17 protein-coding genes and 2 pseudogenes are annotated in these 19253 nt (G+C 73.3%); 11 read left to right on the plus strand and 8 right to left on the minus strand.

The genetic code is table 11. The features are described from left to right. Nucleotides 1-33: 33 nt before the first annotated feature. A complete protein-coding gene (locus ACT17Q_RS06910) occupies nt 34-1407 on the plus strand; it encodes a hypothetical protein (protein ID WP_444665196.1) in 1374 nt (457 codons plus the stop codon). A 3-nt stretch (nt 1408-1410) separates the two neighbouring features. Here ACT17Q_RS06910 and ACT17Q_RS06915 read toward each other — a convergent pair whose 3' ends face one another. From ACT17Q_RS06915 to ACT17Q_RS06935, 5 genes are all read right to left on the minus strand, one after another. After that, entirely contained in the window at nt 1411-2301 is an 891-nt protein-coding gene (locus ACT17Q_RS06915) for a TIGR01777 family oxidoreductase (protein WP_444665197.1), read from the minus strand. A gap of 111 nt (nt 2302-2412) precedes the next feature. Further along, nucleotides 2413-4236, minus strand: a complete 1824-nt coding sequence (sucB, locus tag ACT17Q_RS06920; RefSeq protein WP_444665198.1) for a 2-oxoglutarate dehydrogenase, E2 component, dihydrolipoamide succinyltransferase — start codon at nt 4234-4236, stop codon at nt 2413-2415. 27 nt (nt 4237-4263) lie between these two features. Beyond that, nucleotides 4264-5649 (minus strand): dihydrolipoyl dehydrogenase, encoded by a 1386-nt coding sequence (gene lpdA / locus ACT17Q_RS06925; RefSeq protein ID WP_094180252.1) that lies wholly within the window; start codon nt 5647-5649, stop codon nt 4264-4266. Nucleotides 5650-5820: 171 nt separating this feature from the next. Beyond that, on the minus strand, nt 5821-6189 hold the full coding sequence (locus ACT17Q_RS06930; RefSeq protein ID WP_094180251.1) for an oxidoreductase: 369 nt from the start codon (nt 6187-6189) through the stop codon (nt 5821-5823). Nucleotides 6190-6229: 40 nt separating this feature from the next. After that, nucleotides 6230-7702, minus strand: a complete 1473-nt coding sequence (locus ACT17Q_RS06935; protein ID WP_268531663.1) for a leucyl aminopeptidase — start codon at nt 7700-7702, stop codon at nt 6230-6232. Between the two features lie 95 nt (nt 7703-7797). Here ACT17Q_RS06935 and ACT17Q_RS06940 point away from each other — a divergent pair, with 95 nt between their 5' ends. The 4 genes from ACT17Q_RS06940 to ACT17Q_RS06955 are packed head-to-tail and all read left to right on the plus strand — an operon-like array spanning nt 7798 to nt 9890. Further along, the gene (locus ACT17Q_RS06940) at nt 7798-8157 is read left to right on the plus strand and encodes a hypothetical protein (protein WP_141319367.1); all 360 of its coding nucleotides are present in this window, start codon (nt 7798-7800) and stop codon (nt 8155-8157) included. Between the two features lie 20 nt (nt 8158-8177). Continuing rightward, nucleotides 8178-8630, plus strand: coding sequence for a hypothetical protein (locus ACT17Q_RS06945; RefSeq protein ID WP_444665199.1), 453 nt, complete (start codon nt 8178-8180; stop codon nt 8628-8630). A gap of 4 nt (nt 8631-8634) precedes the next feature. Further along, a complete protein-coding gene (locus tag ACT17Q_RS06950; protein WP_444665200.1) occupies nt 8635-9681 on the plus strand; it encodes a quinone-dependent dihydroorotate dehydrogenase in 1047 nt (348 codons plus the stop codon). Beyond that, complete coding sequence (locus ACT17Q_RS06955; protein WP_268531659.1) at nt 9678-9890, plus strand: hypothetical protein; 213 nt, start codon at nt 9678-9680, stop codon at nt 9888-9890. The genes ACT17Q_RS06950 and ACT17Q_RS06955 overlap by 4 nt, the downstream gene beginning before the upstream one ends. 24 nt (nt 9891-9914) lie before the next feature. Here ACT17Q_RS06955 and yczR read toward each other — a convergent pair whose 3' ends face one another. After that, complete coding sequence (yczR, locus tag ACT17Q_RS06960; RefSeq protein WP_268531657.1) at nt 9915-11378, minus strand: MocR-like transcription factor YczR; 1464 nt, start codon at nt 11376-11378, stop codon at nt 9915-9917. A 246-nt stretch (nt 11379-11624) separates the two neighbouring features. Here yczR and yczE point away from each other — a divergent pair, with 246 nt between their 5' ends. Then, on the plus strand, nt 11625-12305 hold the full coding sequence (gene yczE, locus ACT17Q_RS06965; protein WP_232514682.1) for a membrane protein YczE: 681 nt from the start codon (nt 11625-11627) through the stop codon (nt 12303-12305). Nucleotides 12306-12307: 2 nt separating this feature from the next. Here the strand turns inward: yczE and ACT17Q_RS06970 are convergent, their stop codons facing one another. After that, complete coding sequence (locus tag ACT17Q_RS06970) at nt 12308-13318, minus strand: aldo/keto reductase family protein (RefSeq protein ID WP_094180245.1); 1011 nt, start codon at nt 13316-13318, stop codon at nt 12308-12310. 295 nt (nt 13319-13613) lie between these two features. Between ACT17Q_RS06970 and ACT17Q_RS06975 the strand changes: the two genes are divergently transcribed. The 4 genes and pseudogenes from ACT17Q_RS06975 to ACT17Q_RS06990 all read left to right on the plus strand — a co-directional run. Next, nucleotides 13614-13901, plus strand: a complete 288-nt coding sequence (locus ACT17Q_RS06975) for an AAA family ATPase (protein ID WP_444665201.1) — start codon at nt 13614-13616, stop codon at nt 13899-13901. A 48-nt stretch (nt 13902-13949) separates the two neighbouring features. Then, a pseudogene (locus ACT17Q_RS06980) lies at nt 13950-15108 on the plus strand (IS3 family transposase). A 146-nt stretch (nt 15109-15254) separates the two neighbouring features. Further along, nucleotides 15255-15407, plus strand: coding sequence for a transposase (locus tag ACT17Q_RS06985; RefSeq protein ID WP_444665202.1), 153 nt, complete (start codon nt 15255-15257; stop codon nt 15405-15407). 275 nt (nt 15408-15682) lie between these two features. Next, nucleotides 15683-16850, plus strand: a pseudogene (locus ACT17Q_RS06990) (IS30 family transposase); the annotation flags it as partial. 159 nt (nt 16851-17009) lie between these two features. Here the strand turns inward: ACT17Q_RS06990 and ACT17Q_RS06995 are convergent. Continuing rightward, the gene (locus tag ACT17Q_RS06995; protein WP_444665203.1) at nt 17010-17600 is read right to left on the minus strand and encodes a DUF3043 domain-containing protein; all 591 of its coding nucleotides are present in this window, start codon (nt 17598-17600) and stop codon (nt 17010-17012) included. Between the two features lie 26 nt (nt 17601-17626). Here ACT17Q_RS06995 and ACT17Q_RS07000 point away from each other — a divergent pair, with 26 nt between their 5' ends. Continuing rightward, the gene (locus ACT17Q_RS07000; protein WP_444665366.1) at nt 17627-19027 is read left to right on the plus strand and encodes a dipeptidase; all 1401 of its coding nucleotides are present in this window, start codon (nt 17627-17629) and stop codon (nt 19025-19027) included. Nucleotides 19028-19253: the final 226 nt, after the last annotated feature.

Below are 19253 nucleotides of genomic sequence, written 5' to 3' on the forward strand. Positions count from 1 at the left end.
CGGCGTCCGCCCGGATCGGGTTGCATGCGGTCCATGGACGCACGGGTGGACCCAGCGGTGGACCGGGCGCTCGCCGCGGCGGGCTTCCGCGCGGCGGCGCGCGACGCGCACGGCTCGTGGCGTGCGGTCGCGCTCGACGGCTCGGACCGGACGGTCGACCTGCACGTGCTCCCGCAGGACGCGACGACGGGTGCGCGCGCCCGTGCGTTGCAGTCCGTCCGGCACGAGCACCTGGCGCGCGTGCTCGAGGTCGTCCCGCTCGACGACGCTCGGCTGGGCGTGTTCGCCGAGCACGTCGACGGCATCCCGCTCGACCGGCTGTGCGCCGCGCGTGACGCGCTCTCGCCCGGCGAGGCGGCGACCGTCGCGATCCCCGTCGCGCAGGCGCTCGAGGCGCTGCACGAGGCCGGGGTGCAGCACGGGGCGCTGAGCGCGGGGGCCGTCGTCGTCGGACGCGACGGTCGGCCGGTGCTCGCGGGGCTCGGCGCGGCGCTCCACCACGTGCCACGGGCGCACGACGAGTCCGCCGAGGACGTGCGGGCGCTCCTGACCGCGGTGCTCACGTACCTGGCACCCGACGACGGACCGTCCGGATCGGGCGAGGGGCTGCGCGGCGCGCTCGAGGAGCTGTGGCGCGAGGACGCGCCCGCCGCGGGTCGGGTCGTCGACCGCTGCTTCCGGGTCGCCGTACCGTGCGCGGTGCGCCTGCCGCCCGCGCCGGACCGCGAGGTGCCCCGCCGGGGCGTACCGGGCGGCGACGAGGCCCGCGCCGCCACGCGCAGCATCGCCGCGCTGCGCGAGGCGGGCCGCGGCGGCACCGGAGCGCACCGCGTGCGGCCCGCCTCGCGCGCCCGGGCGGTGCGGCCCCTGCTCGTCGGCGCGCTCGCCCTCGGGCTGGCCGCCGTCGGGACCTGCGCCGTGCTGGTCGCCCCGTGGCGCGGGACGACGGACGGCGGATCGGCCGTGGCCTCGGTGCCCTCGTCAGCCGCGCCGCGGGCGACGGGGACGCCGGTCGGGGCGGTGTCGCAGCGCCTCGCTCCCGACGACGCCGCGGTGGCGCTCACGCAGCGGCGTGCCGCGCTGCTCGAAGCCGGCGAGCGGGCGGCGCTCGCGCAGGTCGAGGTCGCGGGCTCGCCCGCGCACGACGCCGACGTGCGGATGCTCGCCGGCCTCGGTGACGACCGGGTGGCGGGGCTCGAGGTCACGGTCACGCGCGTCGAGGCCCTCGACGACGGAGCCGGCGACGAGGCGCGGGTGCGCCTCACGAGCACGACCAGCGCGTACGAGCGCGTGTCGCCGGACGGGACACGCCGCCCCGGCGGACCGGCCACGACGTCTACGGTCGTGCTGGTCCTGCGATGGACCGAGCAGGGGTGGCGCGTCTGGGACGTCGCCGCGGGGGAGTGAGGCTCAGGCGCTCCCGGCGGTCCACCGTGCCGCGGTCTCGAGGTCGGCGTGCTCCGGGACGAACCCGCTTGCGTCGAGGACGGCCGGGACCGCCCGCACCGAGCCGAGCACCTCGGACGCGAAGTCGCGCAGCGCGAGCCGCAGCGCGAACGCCGGCACCGGCACGACCGCGGGTCGGCCGAGCGCCCCGGCGAGCGCGGCCACCACGTCCGCGTTGCGGTCCGCGTGGGTGACGAGGTTGACCGGCCCCGCGACGTCCGCGGTCAGCAGGTGCTCGATCGCGCGGACCTCGTCGTGCAGCGTGATCCACGGCCAGAACTGGCGTCCGGACCCCAGGCGCCCGCCCAGCCCGGCGCGCAGCACGGGCCACAGCGGGCGCAGCGCGCCGCCGCCACGGCCCAGCACGACGCCCGTGCGCAGCAGCACGACCCGCGCGCCGGCCTCCCGCGCGGGCGCGGTCGCCTCCTCCCACTGCCGGACCACCTCGGCGAAGAACGTCGTGCCGAGCGGCTCCCGCTCGTCCAGCTCGGTCTCCCCGCGGTCGCCGTACGCGCCGATACCGGAGGCCTGCAGGAGCGCCGGGCGAGGCCCGTCGAGACCGGCGATCGTGCGCGCCAGCAGCCCGGCGGTGTCGACCCGCGACGCGACGACGTCCCGCTTCCGGGCCGCCGTGAGCGGCCGCGTGCCGGGGTTGGTGCCGGCGAGGTCGACCACGGCGTCGACCCCGGCGAGGGCGGCGGGATCGAGCCGGCCGCGCGCGGGGTCCCAGGACACCTCGGCCGGGCCGCTCGCCGGCCGGCGCACGAGCACCCGGACGTCGTGGCCGGCGTCCCGCAGCCGCGCGAGCAGAGCGGTGCCGATGAAGCCGTGCGAGCCCGCGACCAGGATCTCCATGCTCGCCACCCTAGGCAGCGCGCGGCACCTGCGCCCGCCCGTTCGGCATCCGGGGTCGTCCGGGTACGCCGGAGGCCCGGCCCCTCGCAGGGACCGGGCCTCCGGACGGGGTCACAGACCGAGCTCGGCCTCGAACGCGCCCTCCTCGAGACGGGCCTTGACCGCAGCGAGGTAGCGCGACGCGTCGGCTCCGTCGACCAGGCGGTGGTCGTAGGACAGGCACAGGTAGCACATGGAGCGCACCGTGATGACGTCCTCGCCCTCCGGGCCCTTGACCACGGCCGGGCGCTTGACGATCGCACCCGTGCCGAGGATCGCGGACGTCCCGACCGGGACGATCGGGGTGTCGATGATCGCGCCACCCGAGCCGGTGTTCGTGACGGTGAACGTCGCGCCCGACAGCTCGTCCGGCGAGACCTTGTTGCCGCGCGTGCGGGTCGCGAGGTCCGCGATCTTGCGCGACAGGCCCGCGAGGTTGAGGTCGCCCGCGTCGCGGATGACGGGCACGACGAGGCCGCGCTCGGTGTCGACGGCGATGCCGACGTTCTCCTGGCCGTGGTACGTGATCTGGTTGCCCTCGAGCACCCCGTTGATCTTCGGGAACGCCTTGAGGCCCTCGATCGCGGCGAGCACGAAGAACGGCAGGAACGTCAGGTTGGTGCCCTCGCGCGCCTTGAAGTCCTCCTTCGCGGCGGCCCGCAGACGGGCGATCTTGGTCACGTCGACCTCGACCACCGTCGTGAGCTGGGCCTGCGTGTGCAGCGCCTCGACCATGCGCTCGGCGATGATCTGACGCAGGCGGCTGGCCTTCTCCGTGGTGCCGCGCAGGGGCGAGACGGCAGGGACCTTGGGCGCGGCCGGGGCCGCTGCGGGCGCGGCGGGTGCCGCAGGAGCGGCCGCAGCGGCCTTCGCCGCCTCGGCCTTCGCCGCGGCCTCGAGGACGTCCTCCTTGCGGATCCGACCGCCCACGCCCGTGCCCGTCAGGGTCGAGACGTCGACGCCCTTGTCCGCCGCCAGCTTGCGCACGAGCGGGGTGAGGTAGCCGCCGGCGGCTGCGGGTGCGGCCGCAGCGGCGGGTGCCGGGGCGGCGGGCGGCGCAGCGGCCGATGCCTGGGCCGGAGCTGCCGGAGCAGCCGGAGCGGAGGCGGCGGGTGCCGGGGCCGCGGGTTCAGGGGCGGCCGGAGCCGGGGCCTGCGCCGCGGGCTCAGGGTTGGCCGGCACGGGGGCCGGCTGCGCGGGCGCGGCAGGGGCCTCGGCCGGTGCGGCCGCGGCGCCGGACCCGACCCGAGCGAGCACGGCACCGACCTCGACCGTCTCGTCCTCCTGGACGAGGATCTCGACGAGCGTGCCCGCCACGGGCGACGGGATCTCGGTGTCGACCTTGTCGGTCGAGATCTCGAGCAGCGGCTCGTCGACCTCGACGCTGTCGCCGACCGCCTTGAGCCAGCGCGTCACGGTGCCCTCGGTCACGGACTCGCCGAGCGCCGGGAGCGTGACGTCCTCGGTGTCACCCGAGGCCTGCGGGGCAGCCGCGGCCGGCGCGGGCGCGGCCTCCTCGTGCTGCTCGACCGACTGCTGCGCGGGCGCGGCCTCCGCGGCCGACTCCTCGGCGGGGGCCTGCTGCGCGGGCGCCTCGTCCGCGGGCGCCTGCTCGGCGGGCTGCGCGGCGGGCTCGGCGGACTGCTCGGACGCGCCCTCTCCGGAGCCGATGACCGCGAGCGTCGCGCCGACCTCGACGGTCTCGTCCTCCTGGACGAGGATCTGCTCGAGGACGCCGGCGAACGGCGACGGGATCTCGGTGTCGACCTTGTCGGTGGAGATCTCGAGCAGGGGCTCGTCGACCTCGACCGTGTCGCCGACGTTCTTCAGCCAGCGGGTGACGGTGCCCTCGGTGACGGACTCACCGAGCGCGGGAAGCTGCACGTTCTGGGACATGACCGCGTCGTCTCCTTCGATTCCAGGTCAGTTGTGGGCGTGCAGCGGCTTGCCGGCGAGTGCCAGGTGGGCCTCGCCGAGCGCCTCGTTCTGCGTCGGGTGGGCGTGGACCAGGGCGGCGACGTCCTCGGGGTACGCCTCCCAGTTCACGATGAGCTGCCCCTCGCCGATGAGCTCGCCGACGCGCGCGCCGATCATGTGCACGCCGACGACGGGGCCGTCCTTCTGCCGCACGAGCTTCACGAAGCCCTGCGTGCCGAGGATCTTGCTCTTGCCGTTGCCGGCGAGGTTGTACTCGAGCGTCTCGACACCGTCCGCGCCGTACAGCTCCTTGGCGCGCGCCTCGGTCACGCCGACCGAGGCGACCTCGGGCTCGGAGTACGTGACGCGCGGGATGCCCGACTCGACGATCGGCGCGGGGTTGAGGCCGCAGATCTGCTCGGCGACGAAGATGCCCTGCGCGAAGCCGCGGTGCGCGAGCTGCAGGCCCGGGACGATGTCGCCGACGGCCCAGATGTTCGCGACGCCCGTGTGCAGCTTCTCGTCGGTGATCACGAAGCCGCGGTCGAGCGTGATGCCCTGCTCCTCGAAGCCGAGGCCCGAGGTGCTCGGTCCGCGGCCGACCGCGACGAGCAGCACGTCGGCGTCGAACGTCTTGCCGTCCTCGAGCGAGACGTGCACGCCGTCGTCGTCCTGCGTGACGCCCGAGAACCGGACGCCCAGGTTGAAGGCGATGCCGCGCTTGCGGAACGCGCGCTCGAACGCCTTGGACAGCGCCTCGTCCTCGTTGGGGACCAGGTGGGGGAGAGCCTCGATGATGGTGACGTCCGCGCCGAACGACTTCCAGACGGACGCGAACTCCGAGCCGATCACGCCGCCCCCGAGGATGATCGCCGACTTCGGGATCCAGTCGAGCGTGAGGGCCTGGTCGGAGGTCATGACGCGACCGCCGATCTCGAGGCCCGGCAGCGAGCGCGCGTACGAGCCGGTGCCGAGCACGATGTGCTCGCCCGTAAGCGTCTGGTCCCCGACCTGGACGGTGTTCGGGCCGGTCAGCTTGCCGTAGCCCTCGACGACCGTGATCTTGCGCGACTTGATGAGGCCCTGCAGGCCCTTGTACAGGCCGCCGATCACCGAGTCCTTGTACTGGTTGACGCCCGCCATGTCGACGTGGTCGAGCGTGGTGTGCACGCCGTAGTGCGCACCCTCTCGCGCGTTGTCGGCCAGCTCGGCGGCGTGCAGCAGCGCCTTCGTCGGGATGCAGCCCTTGTGCAGGCAGGTGCCGCCGACCTTGTCGGCCTCGACGAGGGCGACGTTCTTGCCGAGCTGGGCCGCGCGCAGGGCGGCCGCGTAGCCACCGCTTCCCGCTCCCAGGACGACGATGTCGAAGGCGGTGCCGGTGGTCTCGGCCACGTGCAGACTCCTCAGCTCAAGGACGACAGGTTCGCAGGCCGCGCACGCGGGGGTGTGGGTCTGCCGAGTCGCCGACCATCTTGTCATCACGGCTGCGACGGATCGACCGTAGCCCCTCGGCGACCGGTGTGACGCTCGGAACAGTCATCCCAGGTCTGCTGTCCGAGGCGGTCAGGACGACGCCGCGCGGCGCCGCTCGATCCGCTGGCGCGCGTTCCAGTCGCGCACGCGCTGCGGGTACCCCGTGCGCTGCACGTCGTACACCGGGATACCGAGCGTGGACGCGAGCTGCGCGGCGGCACGCGCGTCGGGGACCCGGCGCCGCGTCCACTCGCCGTCCGTCGCCACGAGCATCACGGTCGTGGGGGTCACGTTGGTCTGCGGCTCGACGTACGCCTCGACACCCACGCGCGTGCTGACGAAGTCCTGCAGGTGGGCGAGCGTCGCCTCCCGCGCCTCCTTGGGGGAGGGTTCGCGGGACTCGTCGGACGTGCCGGAACGGTCGGGACGTCGCGAGGAGAGTCGGCGGAACAGGCCCATGGCGAGAGGGTAACCGTCGGGGCTGTGCCTGCGCGGGCCGTCAGGCGTACGACTCGACGAGCGCGAGCAGCGTGCGCACGCCGACGCCGGTGCCGCCGACCGGCGTGTAGTCGTGCGCGCTCTTCTCGTTGAACGCGGGGCCGGCGATGTCGAGGTGCGCCCACGGCGAGTCGCCGACGAACTCGCGCAGGAACACACCGGCGGACAGCATCCCGCCCCAGCGCTCACCGATGTTCGCGATGTCCGCGATCTTCGACTTCAGGCCAGCGCGCAGCTCGTCGGGCAGCGGCATGGGCCAGAACAGCTCGCCGGACTCGCCCGCGGCGGCGACCACGCGGTCGCGTGCCTCGTCGGTGCCCATCACCGCGGACACGCGGTGGCCGAGCGCGACGACCTGCGCACCCGTGAGGGTGGCGATGTCGAGCACGACGTCGGGCTTCTCCTCGAGCGCCGCGACGAGGCCGTCCGCCATGACGAGGCGGCCCTCGGCGTCGGTGTTGAGCACCTCGACCGTCGTGCCGCCGCGGATCGTGATCACGTCGGACGGGCGCTGCGCGGTGCCCGAGGGCATGTTCTCGGCGAGGCACAGCCAGCCGGTCACGGCCACCGGCAGGCCGAGCCGGGCGGCGGCGGCGACCGTGTGCAGCACGGCGGCGGCGCCGGCCATGTCGGACTTCATCGCCTCCATGCCCGCGGCGGGCTTGATCGAGATGCCGCCCGAGTCGAACGTGATCCCCTTGCCGACGAGCGCGACGGTCGCGCGCGGCTTGGCCGGCGAGTACGCGACGCGCACGAGGCGCGGGGGCCGGGCCGAGCCCTGGCCGACGCCGACGAGCCCGCCGTAGCCGCCCGCGGCGAGCGCCTTCTCGTCGAGCACGGTGACCTTGACGCCCTTCACGCCCTTGACCGCGGCCTTCGCCTCGTCGGCGAACACGGCGGGGTAGAGGTCGTTGGGCGCGGTGTTGACCAGGTCCCGCGTCGCGTGCACGGCGGCCGCGACGACCTCGGCACGCGCGACGGCCTCGCCCGCGGCCTTGTCCCGGGTGCGGTCCGTCACGAGCTCGACGCGTGCGACGGGCGCGTCGTGCAGCGAGTGGTAGCGGCTGAACGCGTACGCGCCGAGCAGCGCGCCCTCGGCGACCGCGCCCACGGACGCGACGTCGGGCGTCGGCAGCGCGACCGCGACCGACTCGAGCCCGGCGACCTCGCGCGTCGCGGCACCCGCGGCGCGGCGCAGCGCCTCGCGCCCGGCCGCCGAGCCGTCGAGCTCGGCGTCACCGACGCCGGTCAGGACCAGCGTCGACGCCTTGAGCCCCGTCCCGGGCAGTCGGCGGACCTCGTCGACGGCGCCCGTGATGCCCAGGCGCGCGGCGTCGCGTGCCAGGAGCTGCACGAGCTCCTTGGGCAGCCACGCGGCGTCGACCGCGTCCACCGCGTTCCCGCGGGGGCGGACGGCCACGACGACGGCGTCGACGGCGAGCTGGGCGGGGTTCTTCGAGGTCAGTGAGATCACGCGACGATCGTAACCGCGTGTCCGCGCCGTGCCTCGGGACGTGCGGGGTGGCGCGGGGCCGGTGCGTGCGCGGTGCGGGGGTAGGTTGTGCAGCCGTGAACCTCGTGATCGCCGTCGTCGTCGGCCTGCTCTGCGCGGCCCTGGCCGGCTGGGCCCTGTGGTTCGTCGTGCGGGACCGCGCGGTCGTCCTGCGCCAGCTGTGGGGTGCCGCGGTGGTCGAGGGCGCGCTCGTCGTGCAGGCCGTGGTCCTGGCGGTCGTGCAGGTCACGGGCGAGCACGCGGTGGACGGCGTGCTCGTGTGGGGCTACGTGGTGACCCAGCTGATCGTCCTGCCGCTCGCCGCCGCCTGGGCGTTCGCGGAGCGCACGCGCTGGAGCTCGGTCGTGCTGCTGGTCGCCGCGCTCACCGTCGCCTTCCTGGAGCTCCGGCTCCTGCAGATCTGGGGGACCCTGTGACCGGACCGTCGCACGCTCCGATGCCCGGGCCGGCACCGGCCCACCGCCCCACGGGCTCGGGCGCGGGCCGGCTCCTCGTCGCGGTGTACGGCGTGCTGGCCCTCGCGGCGACCGCGCGCGGCCTGTACCAGGTGACGACCAAGCTCGACGAGGCGCCGCTCGCGTACGCGCTCTCGCTCCTGGCGGGGATCGTGTACGTCGTGGCGACGATCGCGCTCGCCCGTGACCTGCGGCGACTCGCGTGGGTCACGGTGGGCTTCGAGCTCGTCGGGGTGCTCACGGTCGGCGTGCTGTCGCTCGTCGACGTGGGCGACTTCCCGGACGAGACGGTGTGGTCGCAGTTCGGCGCGGGCTACGGGTACGTCCCGCTGGTGCTGCCGTTCCTGGGGCTGTGGTGGCTGTGGCGGACGGGTCGGCCGGTGCCGCCCGGCCTGGACGTACCCGACGACGACGCCGCGCCGACCGTAGGGTGAGCGCGTGTACCGCCTCCTGTTCGACCTGGTCTTCCGGCGTATGGACCCCGAGCGCGCGCACGAGGTCGCGTTCGGCCTGATCTCGTTCGTGGGGCGGGCGCCCGTGCTGCGCGCGCTCGTCGCCCCGCTGTTCGCAGTCCCGCGCAGCGGCGCGGTCCGGGTGTGGGGGCGCGAGCTGCCCGGCCGGTTCGGCCTCGCGGCGGGGTTCGACAAGAACGCCCGTGCGGTCGAGGGGCTGGCGATGCTCGGCTTCGCGTTCGTGGAGGTCGGCACGGTCACGGCCCAGGGGCAGCCCGGCAACGAGGCGCCCCGGCTGTGGCGGGTGCTGGACCGCCGCGCACTGCGCAACCGGATGGGCTTCAACAACGAGGGGTCGCAGGTGGTGGCGCGCCGCCTCGCGCGGCTGCGCAGCACGCCGCACGGCCGCTCGCTCGTCGTCGGCGTCAACATCGGCAAGACGAAGGTGACGCCCGCCGAGCAGGCGGCCGCGGACTACGCGACGAGCGCGTCCCGGCTGGCGCCGTACGCCGACTACCTGGTCGTCAACGTCTCGTCGCCCAACACCCCCGGCCTGCGTGACCTGCAGTCCGTCGAGGCGCTCCGCCCGATCCTCGAGGCGGTGCGTGCGGCGGCCGACGAGGCGACCGCGGCGGCCGCCGTCAACCCCGTGCCGCTGCTGGTCAAGATCGCTCCCGACCTGTCGGACGCGGACGTGGACGCGGTCGCCGACCTGGCCGCCGAGCTCGGGCTCGACGGCGTGGTGGCGGTCAACACGACGATCGGCCACGACCTGGGACCCGGTGGGCTGTCCGGCCCGCCGCTGCTCGCGCGGGGCCTCGACGTGGTCGCCCGGCTGCGCACCCGGCTCGGTGAGGACGCCGTGATCATCGGGGTGGGTGGCATCACGACGCCCGCGGACGCGCGCGAGTACCTCGCGGTCGGCGCGACCCTCGTGCAGGGCTACACGGCGTTCATCTACGAGGGCCCCGCGTGGGCGGCGCGGGTGGGCCGCGCACTGGCGGCCGAGGCCCGGCAGGAGGAGGCGGCGTGAGCACGCTGCGCCCCCAGTGGGAGTGGCAGCTCTCCGGCTCGTCGGGCCCACTGGACCGGCCCGTCAGCCCGGTGTTCGGCAACCGTTACGACGCCGAGCAGTGGCTCGGGGAGCACTGGCGTACCCTCGCCGGGCAGGGCGTCACGGTGGCGTCGCTGCGTCAGGAGGACCGCCCGGTCGGTCCGCCGATCCCGTTGCCCCGGTCCTGACCCTCCTCGCCCGGGCGGCGAGGCCTAGATCACGACGAGCGACGGCTCGGCCTGCGCGGGCGCTCGCTCGACGACACCCAGCTCGGCCCAGGCCCGCGCCAGACCGTCCACCGCGCGCTCGAGCCGCTCGGGCGGCTCCGTGAACGGCACGCGCAGGTAGCGCTCGAGCCCGGGCTCGACACCGAACACCGGGCCCGCCGCGACCCGCACGCCGTGGCGCGGCGCCAGTGCGGCGAGCGCCGACGAGACGGGCGCGCCCAGGTCCACCCACAGGGCCAGGCCGCCGGGCGGGAGGTTCGGCCGCCAGCCGGGCAGACGCTGGGCGAGCAGACCGCGCAGCAGGTCGCGGCGCTCACGCAGCATCGCGCGACGCTGCGCCAGGACCGTGTCGCGCTCGGCGAGCAGGCGGGCGACGACGAGCTGGTCGAGCACCGACGAGCCGATGTCGACGTGCGCACGCTGCGCCGTGAGCCGGCCCACGAGGTCACGGTGCCCGCGCACCCAGCCGATGCGCAGCCCGCCCCAGTACGTCTTGGACGCCGAGCCGAGGCACGCGACCTGGCCGGCGGTGCCGTCGCCCGCGAACGACGCCGGCTCCGGCCCGTCCAGGGTGAGGTCGGTGAGCGCCTCGTCGCCGACGACGAGCGTGCGCGTGCGCACGGCGAGGTCCCGCACGCGGGCACGCTCGTCCGCCGAGAGCGACGTGCCCGTCGGGTTGCGGTGGTCGGGGATGAGGTAGGCGAGCCGAGGTGACGCCTGACGCACGGTCGACGCGAGGAGGTCGAGGTCGAGGCCGTCCGGACCGGACGGCACGGCGACAGGTCGCGCGGACGCGGCCCGCACGGCGTCGAGCGCGTGCGGGTACGTGGGGTGCTCGAGGAGCACGCGGTCGCCCGGCCCGGCGTGCGCGGCGACGAGCAGGTGGATCGCTTCCTGACCACCCGTCGTGACCAGCACCTGATCGGGGGTCGTCGGGGTGCCGCGCTCGGTGTACCGCGCCGCGATCGCGGCCCGCAGCTCGGGCAGGCCGGCGGAGGAGTAGCCGGTGGTCGGGAGGTAGCGGGGCAGCAGGTCGAGGGCGTCGCGCACCGCGTCGTGCAGGCCCTCGGGCGCCTGCGGGGCGGCGGTCGTGAGGTCGACGAGGTCGTCGGGGCGCAGGCTCGTCCGCGGGGTGGGTGCCGGGCCCGGCTGCGGCAGGCGCGCGGGGAGCGTGGTGACCGTCCCGGAGCCGCGGCGCGAGACGAGGTAGCCCTCGTCGCGCAGCGCGTCGTAGGCGGCGGTGGTGGTGGTGCGCGACACCCGCAGCGCCTCGGCCAGCTCGCGCTCACCGGGCAGCCGGGTGCGCAGCGGCAAGGCCCCGGACAGGACGGCCTGACGCAGAGCGTCGGCGAGGGCCACGTACGCCGGGCCCGGTCTGGTCCACGCGCCGAGGAGCGTGGCGACCCCGTGCCCGGAGACGCGCCGGTCGATGGAGAGCTCGTCTGCCATGTAGCCACTCTTGCAGAAGTGGCTATGGAATCAATAGCCATGCCCCGCCAGATTGGTGCCCATGGAGATGGTGGTCGTCGTGACGGGGGTCCTCGTCGCGCTCGTGGCAGCGTTGGGGCGGGTCGTCCGTGCGGACGGTTCGCGCGGTCGCAGGGCCGGTGCCGCAGCGGCGCCGCGGGACTGGGCGGAGGGAACCACCCTCGAGCTCCCGCGCAGCACGTCGGTCCCGTCGGCGAGGATGGGTCGGTGATCCCCGCCCCCGCCGGTCGGCGCCTCGTGCGCCTCGCGCTCGGCCTCGTGCTGTACGCGCTGTCCATCGCGATGCTCGTCGACGCCGGGCTGGGCAACATGCCGTGGGACGTGCTCAGCCAGGGCGTCTCGGGCCGTACGGGGGCGAGCTTCGGCACGGTCACGATCGCGATCAGCGCGCTCGTGCTCGCGTGCTGGATCCCGCTGCGGCAGCGCCCCGGGTTCGGGACGGTCGCCAACGTGCTCGTCATCGGCGTGCTCGTCGACCCGTTCCTCGCGCTGCTCGGCGGTGTCGATGACCTCGCCCCGGGCTGGCGCGTGCTCGTCGCCGCCGCGGGCATCGCCCTCAACGGCCTCGCCACCGCGCTCTACGTCGGCGCCGGGCTCGGCCCCGGCCCACGTGACGGGCTCATGACCGGCCTCGTCGCGCGCACCGGCTGGCCGGTCGCCGTCGTGCGGACCTCCATCGAGGTCGTGGTGGTGGCGACGGGGATGCTGCTCGGCGGGCGGTTCGGCGTCGCCACCATCGCGTACGCGCTGCTCGTCGGACCGCTTGTGCACGTCCTGCTCCCGCGCCTGCGGGTGGACGCCGCGCCGTCGACGCGGCACGACGCGGTCGGGCCGGCCGTCGACCACGACGACCGGCCCGACCGAGCGGGTGTTCCCGAGAGGCGCTGAGGTCAGCGCGACGAGGGCGAGGTCCGGGCGGTCTCGCCCGGGTCCCGCACCACGCTGTCGCCCAGCACCTCGTCGATGCGGGCGAGCAGCTCGTCGGGGATCGTGACGCCCGACGCCTTGACGTTCTCCGCGACCTGCTCGGGACGCGACGCCCCGATGATGGCCGCGGCCACGTTGTCGTTCTGCAGCACCCACGCGACCGCGAGCTGCGCCATCGACAGGCCCAGCTCATCCGCGACCGGTCGCAGCTGCTGCACGCGCTCGAGCGTGGCGGAGTCCTCGAGGAAGCGGCTGATCATCTGCGCGCCGCCCTTGGAGTCGGTGCCGCGCGACCCCGCAGGGGCGGGCTGGCCGGGCAGGTACTTGCCCGTCAGCACGCCCTGCGCGACCGGCGACCACACGATCTGCGAGAGGCCTTCCTCACGCGACGCGGGGACGACCTCCTCCTCGATGACGCGCCACAGCATCGAGTACTGCGGCTGGCTCGAGACGAAGGGGATGCGCAGCTCACGCGCGAGGGCGGCGCCCTCGCGGATCTGGTCCGCCGTCCACTCGCTGACGCCGATGTAGAGCGCCTTGCCCTGCCGCACGACGTCCGCGAACGCGACCATCGTCTCCTCGAGCGGCGTCGAGTGGTCGTAGCGGTGCGCCTGGTAGACGTCGACGTAGTCCGTCTGCAGACGCTGCAGCGAACCGTCGATCGACTCGAGGATGTGCTTGCGCGACAGGCCCGAGTCGTTGGCGCCCTTCGGACCCACCGGCCAGTAGACCTTCGTGAGGATCTCGAGCGACTGGCGGCGCTCGCCCTTCAGCGCCTCGCCGAGGACGGTCTCCGCCGCGGTGTTCGCGTACACGTCGGCCGTGTCGAACGTCGTGATGCCCGCGTCGAGCGCGGCACGCACGCACGCCTTCGCGGTGTCGTTCTCGACCTGCGAGCCGTGCGTCAGCCAGTTGCCGTAGATGATCTCGGTGACCTTGAGGCCAGAGCGGCCCAGGAATCGGTAGTTGACCATTCCACAACCCTACTTCGCCAGACAGGCCTCGTCGGACCTAGGTGCACGACTTCTCCCGCTCGGGCGGCGCGCGACACGCGCGCTTGCCGCCTTCGAGGCGTTCGTCCGCCGCTACTGTGAGTTCGCCCCCAACATCGATGGAGCGTGCCGTGTCGGAGCGCAGTCCCGAGGACGTGTTCACACCGAAGACGATCGTCTCTCGCGAGATGTTCGAAAAGCGGAACGAAGAGGACCTCGAGGGCAACCCCGGGCTGCAGGACACGCTTCGAGATGCGCTCCGCGAGCAGGGGGGCAGGTGGTGGTCTATGGCGACACCGGCGTGGGTAAGTCATCACTCCTCCGCTATGCCGCCGAAGACGAGAACATGGACACTGTCGTCGTCGAGTGCATGTCATCGAAGTCGTACACGGATCTCCTCGAGGATGCCCTACGGAAGCTGATCGACGTAAAGGAGATCCGGCGCTCGAAGTCGTCTTCGACATCGGGGAGCGCTGAGCTCGGTGGAACTCTCAAACTTCTCGTGACAGTCAAGGGCACCCTCACAGGCGCGCGCGGCAAGAGCTCGGGGCTGATGCACGAGTAGGTGACACCCACCTGTGGCGCCGCGGGCGCCGCTGGAAGGATGTGCACCGTGCCCAGGCCCTATCCCAAGGAGCTCCGCGACGATGTCGTAGCGGTGGCTCGCCGCGGGGATGCTCCGATCAAGCAGGTCGCAGCCGACTTCGGGATCGCCGAGTCGTGCCTGCGTAACTGGCTGCGTGACGCCGACGTCGAGGACGGTCAGCGGCCCGGCGTGAGCCGTGTCGAGTCCGTCGAGCTGCGCGAGGCCAACCGCCGCATCCGGCTGCTCGAGCAGGAGAACGAGATTCTGCGGCGAGCTGCGGCGTACTTATCGCAGGCGCATCTGCCGGGAAAATGCTCTACCCGCTCGTGAGCGAGCTCGCCGGCGACGGCATCCCCGTCGCGGTGACGTGCCGGGTCCTCAAGCTCGCCAGACAGCCCTACTACCGCTGGCTCGCCGCACCCGTGGGAGCCCGCGAGCTCGACGAGGCGCACCTGGCCAACGTGCTGTTCGACGCCCACCGGGACGATCCGGAGTTCGGCTACCGGCTGCTGGCCGACGAGGCCGCCCGGGCCGGCCTGCGGGCGTGTGACCGGCGGGTCTGGCGGATCTGCTCGGACAACGGCTGGTGGTCAGCGTTCGGGAAGAGACGGCTCCGGGGTGGTAAGAAGGCCGGCCCGCCGGCCCACGACGACCTCGTCTTGCGCGGTTCCGGGCCGACGGGCCGAACCGGTTGTGGCTCTGGGACATCACCGAGCACCCCACGGCCGAGGGCAAGGTCTACCTGTGTGCGATCAAGAACGTGTTCTCCAACCGGATCGTCGGGTACTCGATCAGCGACCGCATGACGTCCCAGATCGCGGTGAACGCCCTGGTCAGCGCCATCCAGCGGCGCCGGACGGTCGCCGGGTGCGTGGTGCATTCGGACAGGGGCAGCCAGTTTCGAAGCCGGAAGGTGGCCCGCATCCTTGCCGCTCATGACCTGGCCGGGTCGATGGGCCAGGTCGCCTCCGCGGGCGACAACGCCGCCATGGAGAGCTTCTTCTCACTGCTCCAGAACAGCGTTCTGAACCGTCGCCGCTGGACCACCCGCGACGAGCTTCGCCTGGCGATCATCACCTGGATCGAAAGGACCTACCACCGCCGCCGACGCCAGCACCGACTCGGACGGCTGACACCGATCGAGTTCGAGACCATCATGACCACTCAGGTCGCACTCGCCGCCTGAGACCAACTGTCACCAACTCGTGCACCAGCCCCTCTTGCGCCGGTTCCGGGCCGACGGGCCGAACCGGTTGTGGCTCTGGGACATCACCGAGCACCCCACGGCTTGGATTCCAGCGATCGTCGCAACGCCTGCGATGAGGAGTGGCGATGCCGGCGAGGAAGTACACCGACGAGCAGCGACTGGAGTTCCTGGCGTTGATCGATCGGGGCGGCTCAGTCCGGGCGGCCTGCGCGGCGGTCGGGGTGCACCCCGACGCGGCCTACGCGTGTGTCGACGACGCGCTGAGACTGACCCCCTGACGACGAGTGGAAACCACCCCGTCGCTACGGGGTCAGTTCCAGTCCGTCGTTGACAGCGTGGATGAAGAAGGCGGGCTTGTCGACCCCGCGCAGCACGCAGCGCCGGTACACGGCGGCTCAGAAGGGCGAGTTCCTGCGCCGACTCCGAGAGTCAGGAACGTGTCGGCGGTCGCCCGGGAACTCCACTCGGCATCAACCGGGTGACGGCCTACGTCTGGGCGCACAAGGCCGGGATCTTCACCGCCGAGTACTCCGACGCCAAGCGCCAGGAGTTCCTGCGTCTTCGTCGGGAGGGCGTCTCCCGTCGTGCTGCGGCCCGGACGCTGGGTGTCGAGGCGCACCAGGCCTCTGACTGGGACAAGGGGATCCGGGTGTTCTCGAAGGGTCGGATCTACCCCGACGGCAGGGTGGTGCTCTACCGGCCCGAGGAGGTCCTGGCCAACGTGCGCAACCCGAGAACAGCGTGGGTCCAGGCGAGCGGGTCCCGCTGGCCCGCGTCGAGCAGGTCATCCACGCCCGCTACCTGAGCTGCTCGAGCGCGAGCAGCTCAAGGACCTGGTCACTGAGGGCATGTCGATCCGGCAGATCGCGCAGGTTATGGGCCGCTCAGCCTCGACGATCAGCCGCGAGCTGCGCCGCAACACCGTCGCCCGGGGCGACTACCTCCCGCACACCGCGCACCGCCTCTCGGTCAAGCGGCGCGAACGCCCCAGGACCGCGAAGCTGGCCTCCGAGGGACCCCTGCGGGACGACGTCGCGGCGAAGCTGAAGAAGCGATGGTCGCCGGAGCAGATCGCCGCGCGTCTTCGGCGAGAGTTCCCTCATGACCCCAGGATGCGCGTGAGCTGCGAAACGATCTACCAGGCGATCTACGTCCACGCCCACGGTGAGCTGAAGCGCGAGCTCGCCAGATCGCTGCGCCGCGGCCGGTCCAGGCGCAAGCCGCACCGCGACCCCGAGGCCCGCTCGAGCAGGTTCACCGACCCGATGACCCCGCTGTCCCAACGTCCCGCGGAGGTCGAGGACCGGGCGGTCCCAGGACACTGGGAGGGCGACCTGATCCTCGGGGCGGGATCCCGCTCGGCCGTCGCGACAGTCGTCGAACGCACCACCCGCTACCTCGTCCTGGGGCACCTGCCCGTCGAGCGGACCGCCGAAGCCGTCCGTGACAGCCTCGTGGCCGCACTCGCCCAGATGCCGACGAGTCTTCGGCGCACGCTGACCTGGGACCAGGGCGCCGAGATGAGCGAGCACCGCACCTTCACCATGGCGACCGACATGGCCGTCTACTTCTGCGAGCCTGCCGCGCCCTGGCAGCGCGGCACGAACGAGAACACCAACGGGCTCCTGCGCCAGTGCCTGCCCAAACGCTCCGACCTCAGCTCCCACGACATCGACGTCCTCGCCGCGATCGCCGAGGAACTCAACGGACGACCACGCAAGGCCTGGCTCGAGCACTCAACACAGAACGCCGCCACAGCGCACTGGGGGCAAGGCACCGAGGCGCCGCCTGCTACCAACCTGATGGCCGGGTACACCGAGCCGTCGATCGAACCGACTCGATCCAGGGCGCGGGAGGTCTGGGCGCGGCCGCGACGGGACTCACTCGGGGTAGGCGCGGCGCTTCACCTGAGGCTTGGGTAGACGCGAGCGGCGTACCTGGAAGGCTCGCACGAGGCCGTAGAACAGAGCGCCCTGCTGTACTTCGCCGAACTTCGCAATGACGCGTCGCTTGAGCCGGAACCATAGGACGATCGCGTCAATGATCGCCGCCACCGTGAAGGCGTAGAGCACGGCGAGCGCGATCAGGGATGCCCACGCATTGATCTGCATGAATGTCATCTGAACGACGAAGCAGACGAGCACGATCGGGAGAAAGACCTCAACAAGGTTGAGGCGGGCGTCCACCCAGTCGCGCACGAACCGCCGAACGGGACCTCTGTCTCGTGCTGGCATCGCGCTCTCATCTCCGCGCTTCTGTGCCTCATACTCGCGCTCGCGCTGCGTGCGCTGCGCGACGCGAGCGGCCTTCGCCGCGCTCTGCCGGTCGGACGGGACCAGCGGCCGCCGGTTCGCGGCCTCCGCCTCCTTACGGCGCGGCGTCGGACGGCCCTTCCCCTCGATGATGCCGACCGGCAGGTCGTCGCCCGGCTCGGTGGGGGGAGTCACAGGGGGCTTCTGGCGTCCGAACACCCCTACAGGCTAGTCGAGTAGCGTGGCTGGCTGTGACCACCGACCACGTCCCGCCCTGCCTGCCCACCCCCGAGCGGGTCGCCGAGCTGCGCTCGCGCACGTCCGACGCGTTCCCCGCGCTGCGGACCGAGCTCGAGCGGCTCGTGCGCATCCCGAGCGTCTCGAACGCCGAGTTCGACCAGAGGCACGTCGCGGCCAGTGCGGCGCACGTCGCCGAGCTCCTGCGGGGTGCTGGCCTGCCCGACGTCCGCGTGGTCCACGCGGCCGGGGCCGACGGCCGTCGCAGCCGCCCGGCCGTGCTCGCCACGCGGCCCGCGGCGCCCGGCTCGCCGACTGTGCTGCTCTACGCCCACCACGACGTGCAGCCCCCGGGCGACGACGCCGAGTGGCACACCGCACCGTTCGAGCCGGTCGAGCGCGACGGGCGGCTGTACGGGCGCGGTGCGGCGGACGACAAGGCGGGGATCGTCGCGCATGTGGGTGCGCTGCGCGTGCTGGGCGACGAGCTCGGCGTCGGCCTCGTCGTGTTCGTAGAGGGCGAGGAGGAGATCGGCTCGCCGACCTTCGCGGATTTCCTGCACGCGCATCACGACGACCTCGCGGTCGCCGACGTCATGGTCGTCGCGGACTCGTCGAACTGGGCGGTCGGCACGCCGGGCCTGACGACCTCGCTGCGCGGCCTGGTCGACCTGGAGGTCGAGGTGGCCGCGGTCGATCACGCGATCCACTCCGGCATGTACGGCGGCCCGGTGCTGGACGCCCCGACCCTGCTCGCGCGCCTCGTCGCGACGCTGCACGACGAAAACGGCGACGTCGCTGTCGCCGGGCTGCACCGCGCTGCCGACCCGAGCGTCGACTACGACGAGGCCGCGCTGCGCGCCGACGCGGGCGTGCTGGAGGGCGTCCGGCTCGCTGGCACCGGCCCGCTGACCGCTCGTCTGTGGACGCGCCCGGCGATCAGCGTGATCGGCTTCGACGCGCCGCGCGTCGCGAGCGCGTCCAACACCATCGCGCCGCGCGCGACCGCCAAGATCTCGGTTCGCATCGCACCCGGCAGCGACCCGGCGGAGGCGATGGCGGCGATGCGCGCACACCTGGAGTCGCACACGCCGTTCGGCGCCCGGGTCACGGTGCGACCGGGAGAGCAGGGCAAGCCGTTCCAGGCGCCCGCCGACTCACCCACGATGCAGGCCGCCCGGTGGGCGTTCGCGCAGGCATGGGGGACGGACCCGGTCGACATCGGCATCGGCGGCTCCATACCGTTCATCACGGACCTGCTCGAGCTGCGGCCCGACGCAGCGATCCTCGTCACGGGTGTCGAGGACCCGGACTCGCGCGCGCACGGCGCCAACGAGTCGGTGCACCTGGGCGAGCTCGAGAGGGTCGTCCTGGCCGAGGCGCTCCTGCTGGACCGCCTCGCTCGCTGACGCTTGTCGACCAACGACCCCGGCCAGTGCCTGGCCGCCTCGTGTGAGTGCGGGCGGATCGCCGAGCGACACGGAAGCAGTTGGTCGCATCACGGCGACCCGCGCGCTGTTCGACCGCGCCCATGACGCATGCCGACGAGGCGGACGCCGGGCAACATGCGCCGGGACGCGACGACGGACCGTGACCGTCCGACGTGCCGTCGCCCGAACGAGTGAACCGCGTTGA

Source organism: Cellulomonas sp. CW35 (genome assembly GCF_052378485.1).
In the GTDB taxonomy this organism is placed as follows: domain Bacteria; phylum Actinomycetota; class Actinomycetes; order Actinomycetales; family Cellulomonadaceae; genus Cellulomonas; species Cellulomonas uda.